General features: G+C 49.5%; 20 protein-coding genes and 1 pseudogene. 4 read left to right on the top strand and 17 right to left on the bottom strand.

Translation table 11 applies throughout. The annotated features are described in order from the left end of the window. Window positions 1-56 precede the first annotated feature (56 nt). The 8 genes from BFP76_RS11555 to tkt all read right to left on the bottom strand — a co-directional run bounded on the left by BFP76_RS11555 (window position 57) and on the right by tkt (window position 9,783). Entirely contained in the window at window positions 57-1,349 is a 1,293-nt protein-coding gene (locus BFP76_RS11555; RefSeq protein WP_099593760.1) for a pyruvate dehydrogenase complex dihydrolipoamide acetyltransferase, read from the bottom strand. An 11-nt stretch (window positions 1,350-1,360) separates the two neighbouring features. After that, entirely contained in the window at window positions 1,361-2,740 is a 1,380-nt protein-coding gene (locus BFP76_RS11550; RefSeq protein ID WP_099593759.1) for a pyruvate dehydrogenase complex E1 component subunit beta, read from the bottom strand. Between the two features lie 12 nt (window positions 2,741-2,752). Then, window positions 2,753-3,742 carry a pyruvate dehydrogenase (acetyl-transferring) E1 component subunit alpha gene (gene pdhA / locus BFP76_RS11545; protein WP_099593757.1) on the bottom strand — a complete coding sequence of 330 codons (990 nt, stop codon included), beginning with the start codon at window positions 3,740-3,742 and terminating at the stop codon, window positions 2,753-2,755. A gap of 118 nt (window positions 3,743-3,860) precedes the next feature. Further along, the gene (locus BFP76_RS11540) at window positions 3,861-4,166 is read right to left on the bottom strand and encodes an FtsB family cell division protein (protein ID WP_099593755.1); all 306 of its coding nucleotides are present in this window, start codon (window positions 4,164-4,166) and stop codon (window positions 3,861-3,863) included. A 145-nt stretch (window positions 4,167-4,311) separates the two neighbouring features. Continuing rightward, window positions 4,312-5,205, bottom strand: coding sequence for a fructose bisphosphate aldolase (locus BFP76_RS11535; protein ID WP_099593753.1), 894 nt, complete (start codon window positions 5,203-5,205; stop codon window positions 4,312-4,314). A 28-nt stretch (window positions 5,206-5,233) separates the two neighbouring features. Then, a complete protein-coding gene (locus BFP76_RS11530) occupies window positions 5,234-6,424 on the bottom strand; it encodes a phosphoglycerate kinase (protein WP_099593751.1) in 1,191 nt (396 codons plus the stop codon). Window positions 6,425-6,583: 159 nt separating this feature from the next. Next, a complete protein-coding gene (gap, locus tag BFP76_RS11520; RefSeq protein ID WP_099594119.1) occupies window positions 6,584-7,585 on the bottom strand; it encodes a type I glyceraldehyde-3-phosphate dehydrogenase in 1,002 nt (333 codons plus the stop codon). Between the two features lie 176 nt (window positions 7,586-7,761). After that, complete coding sequence (tkt, locus tag BFP76_RS11515) at window positions 7,762-9,783, bottom strand: transketolase (RefSeq protein ID WP_099593748.1); 2,022 nt, start codon at window positions 9,781-9,783, stop codon at window positions 7,762-7,764. 184 nt (window positions 9,784-9,967) lie between these two features. On the opposite strand from tkt, the gene BFP76_RS11510 reads away from it, so the two are divergent. Together BFP76_RS11510 and BFP76_RS14855 are read left to right on the top strand one after the other, a co-directional pair. Next, entirely contained in the window at window positions 9,968-10,351 is a 384-nt protein-coding gene (locus tag BFP76_RS11510; protein WP_099593746.1) for a hypothetical protein, read from the top strand. 4 nt (window positions 10,352-10,355) lie between these two features. After that, a pseudogene (locus tag BFP76_RS14855) lies at window positions 10,356-10,568 on the top strand (cell division protein ZapA); the annotation flags it as partial. Window positions 10,569-11,316: 748 nt separating this feature from the next. Here the strand turns inward: BFP76_RS14855 and grxD are convergent. From grxD to BFP76_RS11465, 8 genes are all read right to left on the bottom strand, one after another. Beyond that, window positions 11,317-11,679, bottom strand: a complete 363-nt coding sequence (gene grxD / locus BFP76_RS11500) for a Grx4 family monothiol glutaredoxin (RefSeq protein ID WP_099594117.1) — start codon at window positions 11,677-11,679, stop codon at window positions 11,317-11,319. 107 nt (window positions 11,680-11,786) lie between these two features. Then, complete coding sequence (locus BFP76_RS11495) at window positions 11,787-12,059, bottom strand: hypothetical protein (protein WP_099593742.1); 273 nt, start codon at window positions 12,057-12,059, stop codon at window positions 11,787-11,789. Continuing rightward, window positions 12,056-12,292 (bottom strand): BolA/IbaG family iron-sulfur metabolism protein, encoded by a 237-nt coding sequence (locus tag BFP76_RS11490; protein WP_099593741.1) that lies wholly within the window; start codon window positions 12,290-12,292, stop codon window positions 12,056-12,058. Before BFP76_RS11490 ends, BFP76_RS11495 begins: the two co-directional genes overlap by 4 nt. Window positions 12,293-12,326: 34 nt before the next feature. Continuing rightward, complete coding sequence (locus BFP76_RS11485) at window positions 12,327-13,391, bottom strand: FAD-dependent oxidoreductase (protein ID WP_099593739.1); 1,065 nt, start codon at window positions 13,389-13,391, stop codon at window positions 12,327-12,329. A gap of 53 nt (window positions 13,392-13,444) precedes the next feature. Next, window positions 13,445-15,607: a phosphoribosylformylglycinamidine synthase subunit PurL gene (gene purL, locus BFP76_RS11480; protein WP_099593737.1), complete on the bottom strand. Its 2,163-nt coding sequence runs from the start codon at window positions 15,605-15,607 to the stop codon at window positions 13,445-13,447. Between the two features lie 128 nt (window positions 15,608-15,735). Beyond that, window positions 15,736-16,773, bottom strand: coding sequence for an NADP-dependent oxidoreductase (locus tag BFP76_RS11475; RefSeq protein ID WP_099593735.1), 1,038 nt, complete (start codon window positions 16,771-16,773; stop codon window positions 15,736-15,738). 312 nt (window positions 16,774-17,085) lie between these two features. After that, entirely contained in the window at window positions 17,086-17,997 is a 912-nt protein-coding gene (locus tag BFP76_RS11470; protein WP_099593733.1) for a LysR family transcriptional regulator, read from the bottom strand. A gap of 105 nt (window positions 17,998-18,102) precedes the next feature. After that, window positions 18,103-18,330, bottom strand: coding sequence for a sulfurtransferase TusA family protein (locus BFP76_RS11465; protein WP_099593732.1), 228 nt, complete (start codon window positions 18,328-18,330; stop codon window positions 18,103-18,105). Between the two features lie 104 nt (window positions 18,331-18,434). On the opposite strand from BFP76_RS11465, the gene BFP76_RS11460 reads away from it, so the two are divergent. Continuing rightward, window positions 18,435-19,637, top strand: a complete 1,203-nt coding sequence (locus tag BFP76_RS11460) for a hypothetical protein (protein ID WP_099593730.1) — start codon at window positions 18,435-18,437, stop codon at window positions 19,635-19,637. Next, entirely contained in the window at window positions 19,634-20,998 is a 1,365-nt protein-coding gene (locus tag BFP76_RS11455) for a cytochrome P450 (protein ID WP_099593728.1), read from the top strand. The genes BFP76_RS11460 and BFP76_RS11455 overlap by 4 nt, the downstream gene beginning before the upstream one ends. Here the strand turns inward: BFP76_RS11455 and BFP76_RS11450 are convergent. Further along, window positions 20,974-21,156 carry a hypothetical protein gene (locus tag BFP76_RS11450; protein ID WP_099593726.1) on the bottom strand — a complete coding sequence of 61 codons (183 nt, stop codon included), beginning with the start codon at window positions 21,154-21,156 and terminating at the stop codon, window positions 20,974-20,976. The two genes, BFP76_RS11455 and BFP76_RS11450, sit on opposite strands and share 25 nt — an antisense overlap. Between the last annotated feature and the right edge of the window lie 16 nt (window positions 21,157-21,172).

Below are 21,172 nucleotides of genomic sequence, written 5' to 3'. Positions count from 1 at the left end.
GCGGCAATAAAAAAGCCCCGCAAAAATGCGAGGCTTGGAATTGGTTTTGGTATTTTTTAAGCAAAAATTGTCAGCGGGTTTTCCAAATAACGCACAATTGCATCGAGGAATGTGGCCCCCAGCGCACCATCAATGGCACGGTGATCGACGGAAAGTGTAACAGACATTACAGTGGCAACAGAAACAGATCCATCGTCGCCAACAACTGGTTTTTTCATGCCAGCGCCCACGGCCAAGATTGACCCGTGTGGCGGGTTAATCACCGCGTCAAAGTTTTCGATACCCATCATGCCAAGGTTGGAAATAGCAAAGCTTCCGCCTTGATATTCATGGGGTGCCAATTTGCGGTCACGCGCGCGGCCCGCCAAATCTTTCATTTCGGCGGAAATGGTCGATAGGGTTTTGGTGTCGCTGTCGCGAATAACGGGGGTGAAAAGACCACCCTCGATCGCCACGGCCACGGCCACGTCTGAAGCATCCAATTTCAAGATTCGATCATCGGCCCAAACCACATTGGCGTCTGGCACATCTTGCAAGGCTTTCGCGCAGGCTTTGATGATGAAATCATTTACCGACAGTTTCACGCCACTTTCGGCAAGCCCTGCGTTAATTTCAGCACGCGTTGATAAAAGTTTGTCCAACTTGATGCCACGGCGCAGATAAAAATGCGGGACGGTTTGTTTCGCCTCTGTTAGGCGTGCAGCGATGGTTTTGCGCATGCCATCAAGTGCGACTTCTTCGAATTCGCGATCTTGATACATTGCCTTTACCTGATCCGCGCTTGGCGATTGCGCAAGGCTGGCAGAGGCGGCTGGGGCAGGGGCCGCACCTGGTTTGGCATTTTCGACATTGGCCTTTACGATGCGCCCCTTGGGGCCGGAACCATTAATTGATTTCAGATCAATGCCTTTGTCCGCCGCAATGCGCCGCGCCAGTGGTGTTGCGAAAACACGATCGCCTTTGTCTGTTGTTGGCGCAGGTGTTGCGGGCTCTGCTTTCTTGGGTGCGGCGGCCTCTTTCGCGGTATCAGGTTTTTCTTCAGCGGGTTTTTCCTCTGCTTTTGGGGCAGGGGCAGACTTTGCATTGTCCGCCGCAGAGGCATCTTCGCCGTCTTCGAGCAACACGGCGATGGGATCGTTAACCTTTACGCCTGCACTACCCTCGGCGACCAAAATTTTGCCAATCACACCTTCATCGACAGCTTCGAATTCCATCGTTGCCTTGTCTGTTTCGATTTCGGCTAGGATGTCACCGCTTTCAACGGTGTCCCCTTCTTTGACCAGCCATTTTGCCAATGTACCCTCTTCCATCGTTGGCGATAGTGCGGGCATAAGTATTTGAATTGCCATGTCTTTTCCCCTTAACGATAGGTGACTTGTTTCACCGCGTCGATAACCTCGGCGGTGGTGACAAGTGCCAGTTTTTCAAGATTTGCAGCGTAAGGCATCGGAACATCCTTGCCTGTGCAATTGATGACAGGCGCATCAAGATAATCAAATGCACGTTCCATAATCACAGCGGACAAGTGATTGCCAATGGATGCCACTGGGAAACCTTCTTCGATGGTGACACAGCGGTTGGTTTTTTTGACCGAGTCGAGCAATGTATCGTAATCAATCGGCCGCAACGAACGCAGATCGATCACTTCGGCGCTGATGCCTTCTTCGGCCAATTTATCGGCTGCTTCTAATGCGTATTTCATGCCGATGCCAAAGCTAACCAAAGTTACATCTTCACCTTCGCGCCAGATGCGTGCCTTGCCGATTGGTACCGTGAAATCATCCAGATCAGGCACATCAAAAGATTGACCATATAGAATTTCATTTTCCAAAAAGATCACAGGGTTTGGATCGCGGATTGCAGATTTTAACAAACCTTTGGCATCTGCGGCGGAGTAGGGCATCACAACCTTGAGCCCTGGAATTTGAGCGTACCACGCGGCGTAATCATGGCTGTGTTGTGCGCCCACACGTGCGGCGGCACCGTTTGGTCCGCGAAACACCATCGGTGCACCCATTTGACCACCAGACATATAAAGTGTTTTGGCGGCAGAGTTGATGATGTGGTCAATCGCCTGCATCGCAAAGTTGAATGTCATAAATTCAACGATGGGTTTCAGCCCGCCAAAGGCCGCACCCACACCCAAACCAGCAAAGCCATGTTCGGTGATCGGCGTGTCAATCACGCGCTTTTCACCAAATTCATCAAGCAATCCTTGCGAAACCTTGTATGCACCTTGATATTCGGCAACTTCTTCGCCCATCAAAAATACGGTTTCGTCGGCGCGCATTTCTTCGGCCATTGCATCGCGCAATGCTTGGCGCACGGTTGTTGATGTGTATGTCGTGCCCTCTGGCACCTCTTCCATTGCGATTTCTTGAGCGGCGGGTTTTGCAACAGCTTTTGGTGCATCGTCGCTGGCGTTATCGTTTGAAGTATCGCTTGACGTATCATCAGATTTGGCAGGTTCTGCGCTGTCTGCGGCGGATGCATCTTCGCCTTCTTCTAACAGAACGGCGATGGGGGTATTCACTTTGACATTGGCGGTGCCTTCGGCGACGAGCAATTTACCAATCACACCTTCGTCGACTGCCTCGAATTCCATCGTCGCCTTGTCTGTTTCGATTTCGGCCATGATCTGGCCGCTTTCAACTGTGTCGCCTTCTTTCACAGTCCATTTTGCCAATGTGCCTTCTTCCATTGTCGGCGACAATGCAGGCATAAGGATTTGAATTGCCATGATATTTTTCCCTTACGCGTAAATGTCAGTGTAAAGCTCATCCACGGATGGCTCTGGGCTTTCGACTGCGAAATCCGCGGCCTCTTGCACAACTTTTTTGATTTCTTTGTCGATTGCTTTCAAATCATCTGCACTGGCGTGTTTTCCCTGTGCGATCATTTCTTTTACCATATCGATTGGGTCTTGGTTTTGCTTGACCTTTTGCACCTCTTCGCGTGAACGATATTTGGCCGGGTCAGACATCGAATGCCCGCGATAGCGATAGGTTTTCACCTCCATCACATAGGGGCCTTTGCCTGCGCGACAATGGGCGACGGCCTCTTCTGCGGCGGCTTTGACGGCCAAAACATTCATGCCATCAACCGCAGCACCTGGAATGCCGAATGCTTCGCCCCGTGTGTAAAAATCGGGGGTAGATGCGGAACGTTTTTGGCTTGTCCCCATGGCGTATTGGTTGTTTTCCACCACGAAAATCACAGGCAATTTCCACAGCGCGGCCATGTTGAAGCTTTCGTAAACTTGGCCTTGGTTGGCAGCGCCATCACCAAAATAGGTGAATGAAACGGTGTCTTCGCCCTTGTATTTATTGGCAAATGCAAGACCTGCACCGATTGGGACTTGTGCGGCCACAATGCCGTGCCCACCATAGAATTTTTTCTCGGCACTAAACATGTGCATTGAGCCGCCTTTACCCTTGGAATAGCCATCTTCGCGGCCGGTTAGTTCGGCCATGACACCTTTGGGATCCATGCCACAGGCCAACATATGACCGTGATCACGATAAGAGGTAAGGCGGCTATCGCCTTCTTTGGCGGCGGCTTCGATGCCAACAACAACAGCTTCTTGGCCGATATACAAATGGCAGAACCCGCCGATTTGACCCATACCATATAGTTGACCTGCTTTTTCTTCGAAACGGCGGATCATCAACATTTCACGGTAATAATGTAAAAGCTCGTCGCCAGAAACATTGGCACCAGACGTGGGTTTTTTTGCAGCCATAGAATACCCCAAGGAATATAGTTTAACGTTAAACTATATTATATGCGAAGCAATCGGAAAACGCACGTCATTTTTGACGTTAGGTTATATCATTGAAAACAAATGATATTTGGGATGATTAACGAATGATTACTTCGTCAGGGCGCGCCATGCCAAGCAATTTTCGCGCCTGTTCATCCAGCAAATCCAAATCCAGATAATCATCCGACATACGGTGCGTTTTATTGGCGATACCTTCGCGTTGCTTGCGCAGTTCAGCCAATTGTTGTGTTAACAATTGTTCTTCTGCCTCGATCTGAACACGTTGGAAGTGACCAAAATCACCTTGGATTGCGGCAAAAACAAAATATGCAGACAACGAAAGAATGGCGGCGAAAAAGATCGCCGCCCCTAGTCCAATACGTGAATTTCGTATTACCTTCATTCTTTGCCTCAACGCCAGTCTTTGTGCTGGTTATACCCGAATCATAGGGCAAGTGATTCGCAATGTGAATCCCAAAAATGCGTCTGATTCGAAAAAAATGGGGCTCGCCGATGCAAACCCCAATAAAACAAGGTATTTCGGATGGTTAGCCTGCGTTTGATGCCGCTGTGATTTCATCAATCGTGGCCGCAATCGTCGCGTTAAAGTCTTCATCAGATTGATCTGCGCTCAATCCTTCGCTTAATGCGCGTGAAAAACTGGCAATCATTCCGGCGTTTTGTGCAAGTTTCGCATTGGCCTGTTCGCGGCTATATCCACCAGATAGGGCAACAACGCGCATCACCTGTGGGTGATCGATCAGGGATTTATACTGATTTGGCGTTTCTGGCAGAGTGAGTTTTAGCATGATTTTCTGATTTTTGGGAAGATCGGCCAGATGTTTTGCAATGCTGTCGCGCAGCATATCTTCGGCTTGGGATTTATCATCAATGGAAATTGTGATTTCAGGTTCAAGGATTGGCATCAATCCTGCGGCGATGATTTCTTTGCCGATGTCAAATTGCTGAGACACAATAGCATCAATTGCGTCGGGATGTGCCGCGCTGATAACGGAACGCATTTTCGTGCCAAAAATTCCAGCCTTGTTCGCACGCGCGAGCGTATCGGACAGACCATCAATGGGTTTCATTAACTGAACGCCATCTGTGTCGGCCTCTAGCCCTTTGTCGACCTTTAAAAATGGCACCACACCACGTTTTTCCCAAATATATTGCGCCGTTGGCATGCCGTCGATTTCGCGATCCATTGTCATTTCAAACAGGATTGCACCAATCACCTTGTCCCCTGTAAACGCAGTGGCGGTGGCGATACGTGCGCGCATCGCGTGGATCAGATCGTACATTTCAGCGTCATTGGCATAGCCATCTTCACCAATGCCATAAAGGGCGAGCGCCTTTGGCGTTGAACCACCGCTTTGATCCAGTGCTGCGATAAATCCCGCACCTGTTTCCATTTGTTTGGCTTGTGCTGATTTGCTCATGTGGTGATCCCCTTAAATTCTTTGATAATTAATTTTGCAAAACGGCAACGCCGGGCAATGTTTTACCCTCTAGCCATTCTAAAAACGCGCCACCAGCGGTGGAAATATAGGTGAAGTCTTTGCCCGCGTTGCTGCTGTTTAATGCGGCGACAGTGTCACCACCACCTGCGACGGATAACAGCTTGCCCGCCTTGGTCAGGGCGGCAACATGGGTTGCGGCGGCGTCTGTTGCGGCGTTGTAGGGATGAATTTCAAACGCACCCAATGGTCCGTTCCAAATCACGGTTTTGGATTTATCCAAATGTGATTTGATCAATTCAACGGTTTTGGGGCCTGCATCCAAAATCATACTGTCGGCAGGACAAGCATCCGCGGCAAGCGTTTCATTATCTGAATAAGCCTTGAATTCATGTGATGTCACGATATCGACGGGCAGGACAATTTCGCAATTTGCATCCTTGGCATTTTTCAAAATTTCGCGCGCGGTATCCAACAGATCATGTTCGCACAGCGATTGCCCCACATTGTAACCTTGGGCGGCCAAGAATGTATTGGCCATGCCGCCGCCAATGACGATGGTGTCCATTGGTGTAATCAGATTGGTCAATAATTCCAGTTTCGATGAAACCTTGGCGCCACCGACCACGGCCAAAACAGGGCGTTCTGGTTTTGATAATGCGGCTTCAAGCTGTTTGATTTCTTCTTCCATCAAGCGCCCCGCACAACTGGGCAGCAATTCAGCAACCCCAACCACGGATGCGTGGGCGCGGTGCGCGGTGGAAAACGTATCAGACACAAAATAATCACCCAGTTTTGCCAGCTCGGCGGCAAATTCAGGATCATTGTTTTTCTCACCCGCATGAAAACGTGTGTTTTCCAACAAAAGAACATCGCCCGCGGGCAAAGTTTCAACCGCCTTTTGCGCGGTTTCCCCAATGCAAGAGGTCGCAAAATGCACGCGGTGTTTTAACACTTGGGATAATGCATTCACCGTTTGTTGCGTTGATAGGTTCAGATCAAACCCGCGCGTCGGGCGGCCAAAATGAGACAACAGGATTGGTTTGCCGCCTTTTTTCAACACTTCTAAAACGGTGGGAACGATACGATCCAAACGGGTCAGGTCGGTGACACGACCATTATCGGTTGGCACGTTCACATCCACACGGATCAATACGTTTTTCCCAGTAAAGTCGAAATCGTCAAGTGTTCTTAGGCTCAATTTATCATCTCCAAAATGTCATCCAATCCAGCAGTGCCAGCATTTTTTTCCCAAGGAAAAGAAGCCCCTGTGCATCGTTCATCGAATAATCGCCGATGATCGCCAAAACGATCACGATTCCCACAATTATAGACGTTCGATTTCCCACGGGCTATCCTTTTAGATGTGTCGCCCCATCGCTACTGCAGTGTCGGCCATTCTACAAGAGAAACCCCATTCGTTGTCATACCAGCTGAGCACACGCACCAAACGTTTGTTGGTAACTTGCGTTTGTGCAGGGGCAAACGTGGATGAATGTGGGTCGTGATTGAAATCAATCGAAACCTTTGGTTCTGGATCATATGCCAATACACCCTTCAGTGGGCCATCGGCGTAATTTTTGACGGCGGCGTTGATTTCTTCGACCGATGTGTCGCGTTTTGCGGTGAAGGTTAAATCAACGCAGGAAACATTTGGTGTGGGCACGCGGATTGCTGAACCGTGCAATTTACCTTCAAGCTCTGGCAACACCAAACCAACAGCCTTGGCCGCACCTGTGGATGTTGGGATCATCGACATGGCACCGGCACGTGCGCGGTACAGATCCTTGTGCTTTTTATCCAGCATCGGCTGATCGCCTGTGTATGAATGCACTGTGGTCATAATACCCATTTCAATACCCACAGTTTCGTTCAACGCCTTGGCCAGTGGTGCCAAACAGTTGGTGGTGCAGGATGCATTGGAAATGACCATGTCATCCTTTGAGATGCTGTCGTGGTTCACACCATAAACAATGGTTTTATCTGCGTTTTTGGCAGGGGCGGAAATCAATACGCGTTTCGCACCTTTTTCCAGATGGATTGATGATTGTTCTTTGGAATTAAAAGCGCCGGTACATTCCAGCACCACATCAATACCATCCCAGTTCAATTCGTCGGTGTTATAGGTGGCTTGCATTTCAATAAGCCCTTGGCCTGCGAAAATTTTGCCATCCACAATGCGCACCTCACCGGGGAAGCGCCCATGCACAGAGTCATATTTCAAAAGATGTGCCAAGGTTTCCAGCGGAGCGGGCGCGTTGATCGCAACCACTTCGATATCTTTGCGTCCAGATTCAATAATCGCGGCAAGCGTACAGCGACCAATCCGACCCATTCCGTTAATGGCAACTTTCAATGTCATATCAAACTCCGACAGTTTGGGCATCCACGTGGTGTGAGTGCAGTAAATCCTGCCCCTCAACTAATCGGAAAATGGGTTTTATAAAAGGCTAAGCAGGCATAAAAATCCTGATTTTTTCCTTTTTTATCAATCGTTAGCGCTAACTCTTAATGTGATAGCGCTAACGATTTTGATGATTACTTCAACAGGTCCTTGGCGGTCTTGGCAACAACCTCTGAAGTGATTCCAAATTTTTGGTACAATTCATCCGCAGGTGCTGATGCGCCAAAGGATTCCATACCAACAAATGCACCACGACCCGCACGACCACGTTCGCCAAATAACCAGCGATCCCAGCCTTGGCGCGCACCTGCTTCGACCGCGACACGCACGGACCCACCGGGCAATACGGATTTGCGGTATTTTTCGTCCTGTGCTTCGAACAATTCCCAACATGGCATGGATACCACGCGTGTACCGATGCCTTCGGCCTCTAACGCCTCCTTGGCGTCCAGTGCGATTTCGACTTCGGAACCAGTTGCCATCAGGATCACCTGACGTTTTGCAACCTCTTTGGCGAGCGTATAGGCACCAAATGCGGTCATGTTCTTGTTCTTGTGATCGGTGCGTACTGTGCGCAAACCTTGACGTGTCAATGACATCACAGATGGTGTTGATTTGCTGGTCACGGCCAATTCCCAAGCCTCTGCCGTTTCCACGGTATCAGCGGGGCGGAACACGTTGGTGTTTGGTGTGGCACGTGAAATTGCCAGATGTTCAACGGGTTGGTGTGTTGGGCCATCTTCGCCCAAACCAATGCTGTCATGTGTCATCACATAAACCACAGGCACACCCATTAAGGCAGACAGGCGCATGGATGGGCGTGCATAATCGGTGAAACACATGAATGTGCCGCCATATGGGCGAATACCGCCGTGCAATGCCATACCGTTCATTGCCGCCGCCATGCCGTGTTCACGGATGCCGTAATACACATGGCGCCCTTTGCGATTATCCGCATCAAACGTACCCAGATCAGCGGTGAGTGTGTTATTGGAACCCGTCAAATCCGCAGAACCACCGATGGTTTCTTGCATGATTGGGTTGATCACCTCTAGTGCCGCTTGTGATGATTGACGCGTTGCCATTTTGGGCTGCTCTTCGCTGATCTTTTTCTTTAGCCGTTTGATCACCGCGGACAATCTGTTTGGCACATCGCCTGCAAATACACGTTTGAATTCGCCTTGTTTGTTTTCAGAAAGTGCGGCAAAGCGTGTTTCCCAATCCGCGCGTTCAGTTGCACCACGTGCGCCAATGGCGCGCCATGCATCGGCGACATCTTTTGGAATTTCATATGCAGGGTAGGGCCAGTCATAAAATTTGCGCATCTGTTCCAGTTGCGCATCCTTGATGTTGTAACCGTGGCCACCAGATGTGTTTTCAACACCATCAACACCTGCCGCGATCACAGTTTTACATGCGATCATGGATGGAGTGTTGGTTTTCTTGGCAGCGGTGATTGCTGCATCAATTGCATCGGGGTCGTGGCCGTCCACTTCGAATACGGACCAGCCTGCTGCCTTGAACCGTTTTGCTTGGTCTGTCACATCGGACAATTCCGCTGTGCCATCAATGGTGATGTTATTGTCATCCCAAAGAACGATCAATTTGCCCAGTTTTTGTTTGCCAGCCAAACCGATTGCTTCGTGGCTGACACCTTCCATCAGGCAACCGTCACCTGCGATAACATAAGTGTAGTGATCGACAACTTTTTTGCCAAAACGCGCTGCCAATGCTTGTTCTGCCATTGCAAAACCAACGGCGTTGGAAATGCCTTGGCCCAACGGACCCGTGGTTGTTTCGATCCCTTTGGCGTGACCATATTCAGGGTGGCCCGCTGTTTTTGCACCCCATTGGCGGAAATTTTTGATTTCCTCCATGGTCATGTCTTTGTAACCTGTCAGGTGAAGCAATGCATAAATCAACATTGAACCATGGCCAGCGGACAGGATGAAACGATCGCGATCTTCCCAATCGGGGGCAGATGCATCAAATTTCAGATGTTTTTCAAACAAAACGGTTGCGGCATCAGCCATGCCAATGGGCATGCCTTGGTGACCTGACTTCGCAGCATGAACGGCATCAGCCGCCAAAATACGAATGGCCGCAGCCATTTTCCAATGATCGGGGTGTGTTTTTTTAAGCTCGGAGAGTGACACGTGGCAGCTCGCTTTTCTCGTTGATGGTGTGGTTTATACGCAACCGTGATACCAAGTGTTGTGGGTTGGTCAAGCAACTGTTTGCCGATATGTGAAGTTTTTACTGCAACAAACTGATTTAATTGCGTTAAAATAAACCTTAACAGAAAATAGATGCGATTCGCGTACGAAATTAGGGGACAAAATGAGCGAAATTAAGGACCTAGAGGCCAGAGCAGAGGCCGCTTTGGCAAAATTCGCAACAGCGGCGTCTGACAAGAACGCAAGCTTTTCCGACAAAATCACCGCATTAGAAGCCGATTTAACCAAAGCAAACGAAGCTTTGGAAAAAGAGGAACGCATTCATGCCGCACTTCAAGAAGAATTCTTGGATGTCTGTCAGGATTTTGGCCAGATGGAATTGGACGTGATCAAATCCACTGATGAACAAAACGCAGTGAATGGCGAAAAAGATGCCGCGATTATTGGCGCATCTGAAACGCTCGCTGAATTGCGTCGCCTGCGCCAAGAAGACATTGACGAAGTTGATGAAATTCTGGCGAAACTTACACCAATCGTAGAGGGTTAATTTTATGGCAGAAGTAACAATCACCATTGGTGGGCGCGATTTTCAAGTTGTCTGCCAAGAGGGGCAACAGGAATATTTGTATTCTGCCGCTGCGATGTTGGATGCAGAGGCACAAAAACTGGATCAAGCAGGTACACGCATCACCGAAAGCCGTATGTTGATGATGGCTGGTTTGATGTTGGCCGATCGTACCGCCGCACTGGAAGAGGCGGCAAAATCGGATGACACTGGTGCGCTTAAAACCGCACTTGAGGGCGAAATCAATCGCGCCAATACCGCCGATAGCAAACTGGCCGCGGCCAATCAGAAAATTGTTGAACTCAAGGCGGAAAAAGACGCACTTCAAACCGAAATTGACAGTGCAAATCTGGATGGTGGCGCGGATATGCACGCCGAACTTTCTACGGCACGCGCAGAAATTGAAATGCTGACAGGCAAATTAGAAGCAGCGGAACATGCGGTTGAACTGGCGCAAGAACGTTTTGAAACCATGGAAAATGACGATAGCGCAGATGCCGCATTGGACACAGCTAAATCAGAGCTCAGCGAAGCACAATCTGCACTGAGCGATAGCGAAGCTAAGATTGCCGAATTAAACGCCGCACTTGAAAAGGCGGCTGAATTATCCGCTGAACAAGACGACGTGATTGCAAAATCTGCAGGGCTTGATGATGAATTGGCATCGGCAAAGGCGGAAATTGAAACGCTGAACGCAAAAATTTCCGAGTTGAACGAGAAACCAAGCGAAGATCCAGAAGTTATCGCAGAACGTGACGCAGCAATCGCCGCACGTGATGAATTGAAAACCAAGCTGGAAGATTTGACCGACGAGCGCGACGAAGCCATCAACGCATTACGCCGTGTTGTCACCCAGATAGAAACAGCCGCAGAATAAAACCAATCTGCCAGAATAAAAAAACGCGCCAGAATTTCCTGGCGCGTTTTTTATTGAATGAAAATTATTCTTAGGCGTTTGATTCACGGATTTTATCCGCCGCATCTTTGTTAAAAGCCACGCCATTTGTTTCCAACAACGTGTCCAATTCACCAGACAGGGTCATTTCGGTGATGATGTCGCAACCGCCAACGAATTCACCTTTTACATAAAGCTGAGGAATGGTTGGCCAATCGGAAAAATCTTTGATACCTTGGCGGATTTCTTCGTCGGCCAGCACATTCACGTCTTGGTATTCCACTTCCATGTAATTCAACACACCAGCCACGCGGGATGAAAACCCACATTGTGGCATTTCTGATGTGCCTTTCATGAACAAGACAACATCATTGCCGTCTACTGTTTCTTTGATTTGTGCTTGTGCATCGCTCATCGCGTTCATCCTTGCATATGTTCCGATTTGACGACAACATTTAGCGCTGTTTCGCGCTAACGCAAGCCCTGTCACCCATATTTGATAGGGCGGGGCAAATTCAGCCGTTATTTAAACCAGCGTTTGATTTTGGAGCTTCTTTTCATCAACGTTCTGTTGCGATCTTCTAATGTGCGGTTCATCTGCATATCTGCATTGAATTTATCCATATCAATCGCTTCGGTGCCAAGATCGGGTTTTTGCGCATCATCGGTATCGTCACTTGCCCCAAAATATTCAGACAAGCTGCGTTTGGGTCGGTTGCGGCGCAAGTAAGCCTCGATCCCGACTGCGACAATCAAAATGATCGCGCCAATACCAACCCAGGTTAAGAAGCTCATTCTTTGACACGTGTGGTTAATGCCAACGCATGAAGTTCACCCGATGGGCCATCCATTTTACCCTTTAATGCAGCGTAAACCATGCGTTGCTGTTGCACACGGTTTTTACCAGCAAATTCGGTCGCGCTTACTTCGGCGGCCATGTGAACCCCATCGTCGCCAGATACAATTATATCTGCGGTGGGGAAAGCGTCGCGTAACAAGGCTTCGATTTGTGATGCGTGCATTGCCATTGGAATGTCCTTTGTGTTTTTCTTTGCAACAGCTTTACAAGCTGGTGAACAGCGCTTCAACCCGTCGTCGCAGTGGTGGGATGCAAAAAACACCGCGCATAATGATATTGCGAAGCCAAACCGCGACAGGGTTTTTCAATGTCAGCACATATCGCATTCGCTCAGTTAATTTTGCATAAAACTGGGCTTGGGCCACGCGATCGGTACTAAAATTTGTGAAATCATTATTGATAAAACATCGCGCCAAGGCGGCGGCATCTTGCATTGCCAAATTCATCCCCCGCGCCCCAAGCGGTGTGTGAATATGCGCCGCATCGCCGATTAAAAACACACGCCCGATTTGAAATTCTTTGACGCAACGCACGCCTGCGTGAAATGTTGCCTCGCGGTTTGTTTTGCGCAATCTAACGTCAATTGGGATTGCGGCCAATGCATCTGGATGGCTTGAAAATGCGCGATAACGATTGTTGCCAATGGGCACAGCACCCGCAAAATGCCCGCCGCGCAATAACCAAACCGATAAATCATCAGACAGGTTATCCGCATAAAAATCCGCAATTGACCAAGGATCGGGCAGGGTGAAACCGTGGTGTTCTTGTCCGACCTGTTCGCGTACCACCGAATTCACCCCATCAGCACCAATCACATGATGATATATTTCCAAACGATCATTGATTGTTGCGTGAACCGCGCCCGATGTTTGGGATAATTCGGACAGATGGTGCGAAAACCGCACCGTGCCGCCATGCGTTTCAAAATCTTGGCGCAACAACTGTTCTGTTTCATCTTGGGGCAGGCCATAAACCTTGTGCATATCCCCATCGGGGAAGGTAATTTTGATTAACGGTTTGCGGTTCATATGCAAATGCGCTGCGTTCATTTGATGTGATGCGGCGCATAAGGTTTGGCAAAGATCGTCTGGCAATTGCTTCAGCGTTTTTGGAAATACACCCACAGCACGGCTTAGATTATTTGGCGCATCGCGTTGTTCGATCACATGGGCGATGATACCCGCGCGCGCCAATAGCAGCGCAAGCGTCAACCCAGCAGGGCCAGCACCGACAATAAGGATACGAGGTTTTTGATCATTTTGGGCCATTGGGTTTCCCAATCTTTGGAAAACCCTAGGGCGGTTATGCGATGAATGTCAAATTACATCACGCGTGATGGCAGACCATTTTCAAATGCTTCATTTGCATCGGATAGGGACAGTTTCGCATCACCCAATGCAATGTCTTTGCCGCCAAATGTACCGATTGCGGCTGCGGGAACACCCGCTGATTTTGCCGCCGCGATCAAACCATCTGCGTTTTTTGTACCCAACAAATAACGCGCCTGATCTTCGCCAAAGAACCAGCCAGTGTCACCAGCGTTCAATTTCACACCAACACCAGCCGCCATCGCCATTTCTGCCGCCGCCAACGCCAAACCACCATCGGATAAATCATGCGCCGATGTGATCATGTTTTGACCATGCGCAGCACGCACAAATTCACCCGCCGTGCGTTCCGCCGCCAGATCAACATGCGGGGCATCACCGTCTTCGCGGTCAAATAGCTCTTTTAGTAGGGCAGATTGCCCAAGGTGACCATCTGTTTTGCCGATCAATACCAGCGTATCGCCATCATTTGGCACATTGCTGATCATTTCATCGATATGGTTCAACAATCCAACCGCACCGATTGTCGGTGTTGGCAAAATACCTGCGCCGTCAGTTTCGTTATACAATGATACGTTGCCAGAAACGATGGGCATGTCCAATGCGGCGACTGCTTCGCCAATGCCTTTGATACAGCCCACGAATTGCCCCATGATTTCGGGCTTTTCTGGATTGCCAAAGTTCATGTTATCCGTTGTGGCCAGCCCACGCGCCCCTGTGGCGCAAAGGTTGCGGTATGCTTCGGCGACCGCCTGTTTACCACCCTCAAACGGATTGGCCTTACAATAACGTGGTGTCACATCGGATGTGAATGCAACGGCCTTGTCTGTGCCGTGCACGCGTACAACGCCTGCATCCGAACCAGGGCGTTTCACCGTATCCGCACCCACCATTGAATCGTATTGTTCATAAACCCAGCGGCGTGATGAATAATTGGCGCTGCCCAGCAATTGATGCAACGCATCGGCGGCATCAACGCTTGGTATATCTGTTAATGGTGCCGCTGCGGGTGTTTCCACCCATGGACGGTCATATTCTGGGGCGGTGCCTGACAATGCCTTGAGCGGTAAATCGGCTTTCACTTCGCCATTGTGCACGATCAAGAAACGATCCTCTGGGATGGTTTCGCCAACGATGGCAAAATCCAGATCCCATTTTTCAAACACGGCGCGTGCCTCTGTTTCTAATTCGGGTTTCAGAACCATCAACATGCGTTCTTGGGATTCTGACAGCATCATTTCATAGGCTGTCATATTCTCTTCGCGTTGCGGCACATCTTCGAGGTTTAACTTCACGCCAAGGTTCCCCTTGTCGCCCATTTCAACCGCTGAACAGGTCAGTCCAGCCGCACCCATATCCTGAATTGAAATCACCGCACCTGTTGCCATCAATTCAAGGGTTGCCTCCATCAGGCGTTTTTCGGTGAATGGGTCACCCACCTGAACGGTGGGGCGTTTTTCCTCGATCGTGTCGTCAAATTCTGCGGATGCCATGGTTGCGCCGCCAACGCCATCACGACCCGTCTTTGCACCCAGATAAACAACCGGCATGCCCACGCCAGAGGCCGCAGAATAAAATATCTTGTCCGTATCGGCCAAACCTGCGGCAAAAGCGTTAACCAAACAGTTGTTGTTATACGCGGCGTGAAAACGCACCTCGCCACCCACGGTGGGGACACCGAAACAGTTACCGTAGCCGCCAACGCCTTCGACCACACCATTGATCAGGGATTTTGTTTTGCGATGTGAAAATTCACCAAATGACAGGCTATTCATCGCCGCAATCGGGCGTGCACCCATGGTGAACACATCACGCAAAATCCCGCCAACACCCGTGGCCGCACCTTGGTAGGGCTCGATATATGATGGGTGGTTATGGCTTTCCATTTTGAAAACGATGCACTGACCATCGCCAATATCCACGATGCCTGCGTTTTCACCGGGGCCACAGATCACCTGTGGGCCTTCTGTGGGCAGGGTGCGCAGCCATTTTTTTGATGATTTATATGAACAATGTTCGTTCCACATCGCAGAAAAAATACCCAGCTCGGTATATGTTGGCTCGCGGCCAATGATTTCCAGCAAACGTTCGTATTCGTCGGGCGAAATCCCGTGTGATGCGATCAGTTCTTGGGTGATTTCTGGTTCGTTCGACATGGGGCGCCCTCAGTATAGGATTCTCTGCCCGCCTTTTATGGGTTCCAAGCCTTGGGGAAAAGCCAGAAAAGACGGGCAAATTGGCGCGTATGTCAAAAAACGTGAATTTTTATCGCATTTGTGTGGATTTAGTCGGCGTTACCCACGCGAATAACGCGTTTGCCGAATGCTTCACCATTGAGCAATCCGATAAATGCCTCTGGGGCGTTTTCCAAACCTTCGATGATTTCTTCGCGGTATTTGATTTTACCCTCGGTGACCCATTTTATCATTTGTGCAGCAAATTCAGGATAGAGATGACCAAAATCATCAAAGATAATAAAACCGCGCATGGTGATGCGGCGCGTCAATAATTGCCCCATCAACATTCCCATACGATCAGGGCCATCGGGCAGGGATGTGGCGTTATATTGCGAAATCAAACCACACAACGGAATACGCGCACCTGTGTTTAACAACGGCATCACCGCATCAAACACTTTGCCACCGACGTTTTCAAAATAAATGTCGATCCCATCGGGGGTTGCCGCGGCCAGATCATCATTGAGGGTATCGGTTTTGTAATCAACACAGGCATCAAAACCCAGCTCATCAACCGCATAGGCACATTTTTCCGCGCCCCCCGCAATACCAACCACGCGACAGCCAAGGATTTTGGCAATCTGCCCAACGGTTGCCCCAACTGGGCCAGTGGCGCCACCAACAACCACGGTTTCACCCGCCTTTGGCATGCCGATCTGTGTCAAACCTGCCCAAGCGGTGAAACCCGGCATGCCCAACACACCCAATGCCCAAGACGGGTTTTGCGGGGTTTTGCCCAATGAGTTGACCATCGCGCCATCTGATACCGCGTAATCCTGCCAACCGCTGAACGAGACAACAAATTCGCCCTTTTCAAATTTGGGGTGATTGGATGTAATGACCTCTGCGATGGTGCCGCCAACCATCACTTCGCCAATTTCCACCGGATCAGCATAAGATTTCGCCGCGCTCATGCGCCCGCGCATATATGGATCGAGCGACAAAAACTCTGTACGGAGCAACATTTCACCGTCTTTTGGTGTTGGAATATCGGCCGTTTCCAATCGCAAAGTGTTTTCATTTGGCGCACCCTTTGGGCGTTCGGCCAAGACAAGGCGGCGGTTGGTGTCTGATGTTTGGGGCATTGGTTTTCCTTTTGAAATTGTTAGCACTGCTTACTTTGCGAATGCTGCTGTCACAATGCCAAGTTTAATGCATCACAGAATATTGAGAAAATCCGTTTCGACAAAAAAAGAGGCCGAGCAAAAGCTCGGCCTAAGTCCAACAGGGAGGTGAAGTAACAGGAGCGCAAGGCTCTACTGTTGTCTTCATGAATGAAACTATAAGTTAGAAGGGTTAATAACAACTTCCGAAACTGCATAACCGTTATGCAATTCATTCATAACTTGTTCATTTATTGTGCAACCTGTTGAAATTGCGATATAAAAGTTGCGAAATTACATCAATGAATCGCGCTGATCCACCGCGCGGCGGTATGCTTTTATCTCTTCTACGACGAAATCACGGAATGCATTCACGCGTTTTGAATGGCGTAATTCTTCTGGATAGGCCAAAAATACGGGAATCTCTTTGCTTTCGTCATTGGGCAAAACACGCACCAATTCGGGCACCAAAGACGACACATAATCGGGCATGACCCCGATACCCACATCATGCATTGTGGCCTGCATCACCCCAAAATAGTTATTCACCGTCATATGTTTAATATGCTGTTCGTCGGATAAAACCGTTTTCAACCAAGCAACACTTTCGTTAACTTGGCGCGCAGTGAGGCTTTGGCTGATAATGCGGTGATTTTGCAAATCTTCCACCGTTTCGGGGGTGCCGTGTTTATCCAAATAAGACTGGCTTGCATAAAGTTGCATATTCACCGTCATAATCCGTCTGCGAACCAGATCGGCCTGAGACGGTTCCTTCATGCGGATGGCGACATCGGCCTCTCGCATGGGCAAATCCAACACGCGTTCTTCGAGGATCAAATCGATTTTTAATTCGGGGTAGAGCTCATATAATCGCCCCATGCGTGGGGCGAGCCAAAGCGTGCCAAAGCCGGTGGTGGTGGTCACGCGCAATTCGCCAAAAACCTCGTCTTCGCTATCGCGGATGCGTGCCTCTGCTGTTTCCAATTTCCGAGACATATCCTGTGTGGCGTTAAACAACAATTCGCCCTGTTCCGTAAGGATAAGCCCACGCGCATGGCGGTGAAACAAGATCACGTTCAGGCTTTCTTCGAGTGCACGAATTTGGCGGCTGACGGCGGATTGCGACAGGTGCAGTTTTTCACCCGCATGGGTCAAACTGCCGATATCGGCCACCGCATGGAATATGCGTAACTTGTCCCAATCCATGTGGGAACCTCCCTGAGAAGCTATGTTGTTTGCACAGTTCTGCTATGCGTTTTCTGCAAGGTATGCGAATTTCTGGAATGTGGAAAGTACGAAAGTGACGCAGAGTTACTTTTTGCGCAGAAAATAGATTTGTGTGCTGCCGTCATCATCAGATGCGATCAATTCATGCCCTTGTTCCGCACAAAAATGAGGCACATCAACAATCGCGGCGGGGTCATCGGCCAACATGCGCAATACTTGCCCCGAATCCAATGCCATCAACCGTTTGCGCGCGCGCAATACGGGCAGGGGGCATAACAGGCCGGTGGCATCAAGTTCTGCGTCATAATCCATGCCGGTTGATCTAGGGGCTCTGTGCGAAATTGTCCAGCGATTGCACAGGGTTACTTTCTGGAAATTCTTTGCTTATATGATGGTGACAGATATGTAAGGCGACCATGACAGATCCATCCGCATTCGTAAAAAAGCGCAAGGTATTTTACGTACCCGGCTATGATCCGATGTTGCCACGTCGATACCGCGAACGCTACCGCAGCGAAGGTGCGGCGCAGGCTGAAATTTCTGGCTATGAATTGGCAATCAAGGGGCGCACGGGGGGGCGCGATAATTACGGTTGGTCGGTGCATGCTCAAATTGATGGGCATGAAACCGACACGGAAATTGATTTTCTGCTGTGGTCTGACATTGTTGAAAACCAGATGAAAACCAGCGTGTTCGCCAGTTTCATCACCCTGTTAAAAACCCATTGGATTTACATTGGATCAGGTGCTGTATGGCAATTGTTTCGGATGCCAAATATGCCAATGATTGCCGCATTGTATCCATCCATCGCATTGATATTACAGCTTATTATTGCGATATTCATCGTCTGGGGTGGGGTGTCCATTTTGGGCTGGTTTGGTGCGTTGATCGGTGTTGCATTGGCATGGGCGTTTTTGCATTGGGTGAAACGTTATGACAATAAGACCTATGTCAATTATTTGCTGACGGATTATGCATTTGCATCCTACAAGGCGGGGGAATATTCGCCCGATATGTCCGCACGCATGGCCGATTTTTCAAATACAATCCACGCTGCAATGACCGAAGATGTGGACGAGGTTTTGATCGTTGGCCATTCTTGCGGTGCGCATTTATCCGTAACAATCCTTGCCGATGTTTTACGCCAAGGATTGCCCGATAACGCGCCAAAGCTGGCATTTTTATCATTGGGGCAGGTCACACCGATGGTTAGCTTTCTGCCCAATGCATGGCGATTACGCCGAGATCTAAATTTCCTTTCAAATCGAGATGACATCACTTGGGTGGATGTGACCGCCCCTGGTGATGGCGCGTGTCATGCGCTGTGCGATCCGGTCAAAGTTTCGGGCGTTGCCCCAGATGATGCGCGTTGGCCCTTGGTGATTTCGGCATCATTTTCACAATCGCTCAAACCCGAAACATTCAAAAAGCTGCGCTATCAATTTTTCCGCATGCATTTTCAATATCTTTGCGCATTTGATCAGCCAAAAGATTACGATTATTTCCAGATCACGGCGGGGCCGTTAACCCTGCGGGATCGGTATCATGGGCGCAACCCAAGCCCATCGCGGATTGATAAACCATATGCGAAATATCGTTCCATGGAACCGAGCGCATGAGCGATGATATCACCCCACCAAAACCCAGCGCGCGCAAGGAACGCGTTTCGGTTTTTACCCATATCCGTTTGTTTAGACAGGATATTTTTGCATCACAACCTGCGAAATTATACCGTGCATGGATGGCAGAACTTCGCATGTTGTTGTTCAAATCCTATTTCATCAACGATCCCAAACTGGTTGAAACCGTGTTGAAAAAACGCCCCGATGATTTTCCAAAATCGGAAATCGTCACGGCGGGTTTGTTTTCGTTATTGGGCAAAAGTGTCTTTGTCACCAATGGAGATTTGTGGAAAAAACAACGCCGTATCATTGATCCCGCGTTCGAAGGTGGGCGTCTGCGCGATGTGTTCCCATCCATGCTGGCAGCAGCGGATGAAAGCGTTAAACGGTTACGCCCCTTTGCGGATGGAACGCCCGTTGAAATGGAAGAGCAAACATCACAACTGGCCGCCGATGTGATTTTTCGCACCCTGTTTTCCATCCCGATCAGCGATGAAATCGCCAGTGAAACATTTGAAAAATTCCGTGCCTATCAGCGCACACAGCCCTTACTAAATATCGCGGCATTTTTGAAACGCCCAAGCTGGGTGCCAAAAATGCAGCGCCGCGCCACCAAACGCGCCGCGCATGATGTGCGCAGATTGCTCACCCGTTTGACGATGGACCGCGCGGCGATGATTGCAAATGGCACAGCGCCCGATGATCTTGCGACAAAAATCATGACGACACGCGACCCTGAAACCGGTGATTTGTTCACATCCGATGAAATGGTTGATCAGGTGGCGATATTTTTCCTGGCCGGGCATGAAACATCGGCATCTGCGCTGGCTTGGGCATTATATCTGTTGGCATTGGATCAGGACACGCAAGCGCGTGTATTTGCAGAAACGTCAACGCTTGATGACTTTACCTTTGCCAATCTGTCGAAATTGCCATTCACCCGTGATGTTTTTCGCGAAACATTGCGGCTCTATCCGCCTGTGCCGATGATGGTGCGCGAAACCACACAGCCCGAATTATTCCGTGAACGTAAAATAAAGGTGGGATCACAGATCATATTATCGCCTTGGCATATCCAACGCCACGAACGGTTGTGGGATCGCCCAGATGTTTTTGATCCTGATCGTTGGCAAACCGATGAAACGCGCAAATGCGCGCGCGATGCCTATATGCCGTTTTCGGCGGGTGCACGTGTGTGCACGGGGGCAGGGTTTGCGATGGTCGAAGGTGTTGTATTGCTTGCTACGTTAATCCGTGCATTCAAATTTGATGTGGTGGATGGACATGAACCAACCCCTGTTGCACATTTAACCGTGCGTGCAAAGGATGGAATTTATTTGCGGCTGACCAAACGATAGTTCACTTTTGCAAAGATTTCAGCAAACAATGCATCCTCTTCCGCAGGGGTCAGCCATTTGCGTTTCTTTGCTGTGTCACCACCGTGATCCGCGCTGACATGTTCCGCACCGACAAGAGATGCAGATTCAAAATCATTCATTTTCAAAAGACGTGTCATTGCTCATTTCCTCGTT

Source organism: Paramylibacter kogurei (genome assembly GCF_002742285.1).
Classification (GTDB): Bacteria; Pseudomonadota; Alphaproteobacteria; order Rhodobacterales; family Rhodobacteraceae; genus Amylibacter; species Amylibacter kogurei.
Note: the sequence above shows the minus strand (reverse complement) of the source record. Positions and strands in the feature narration are given on the sequence as shown.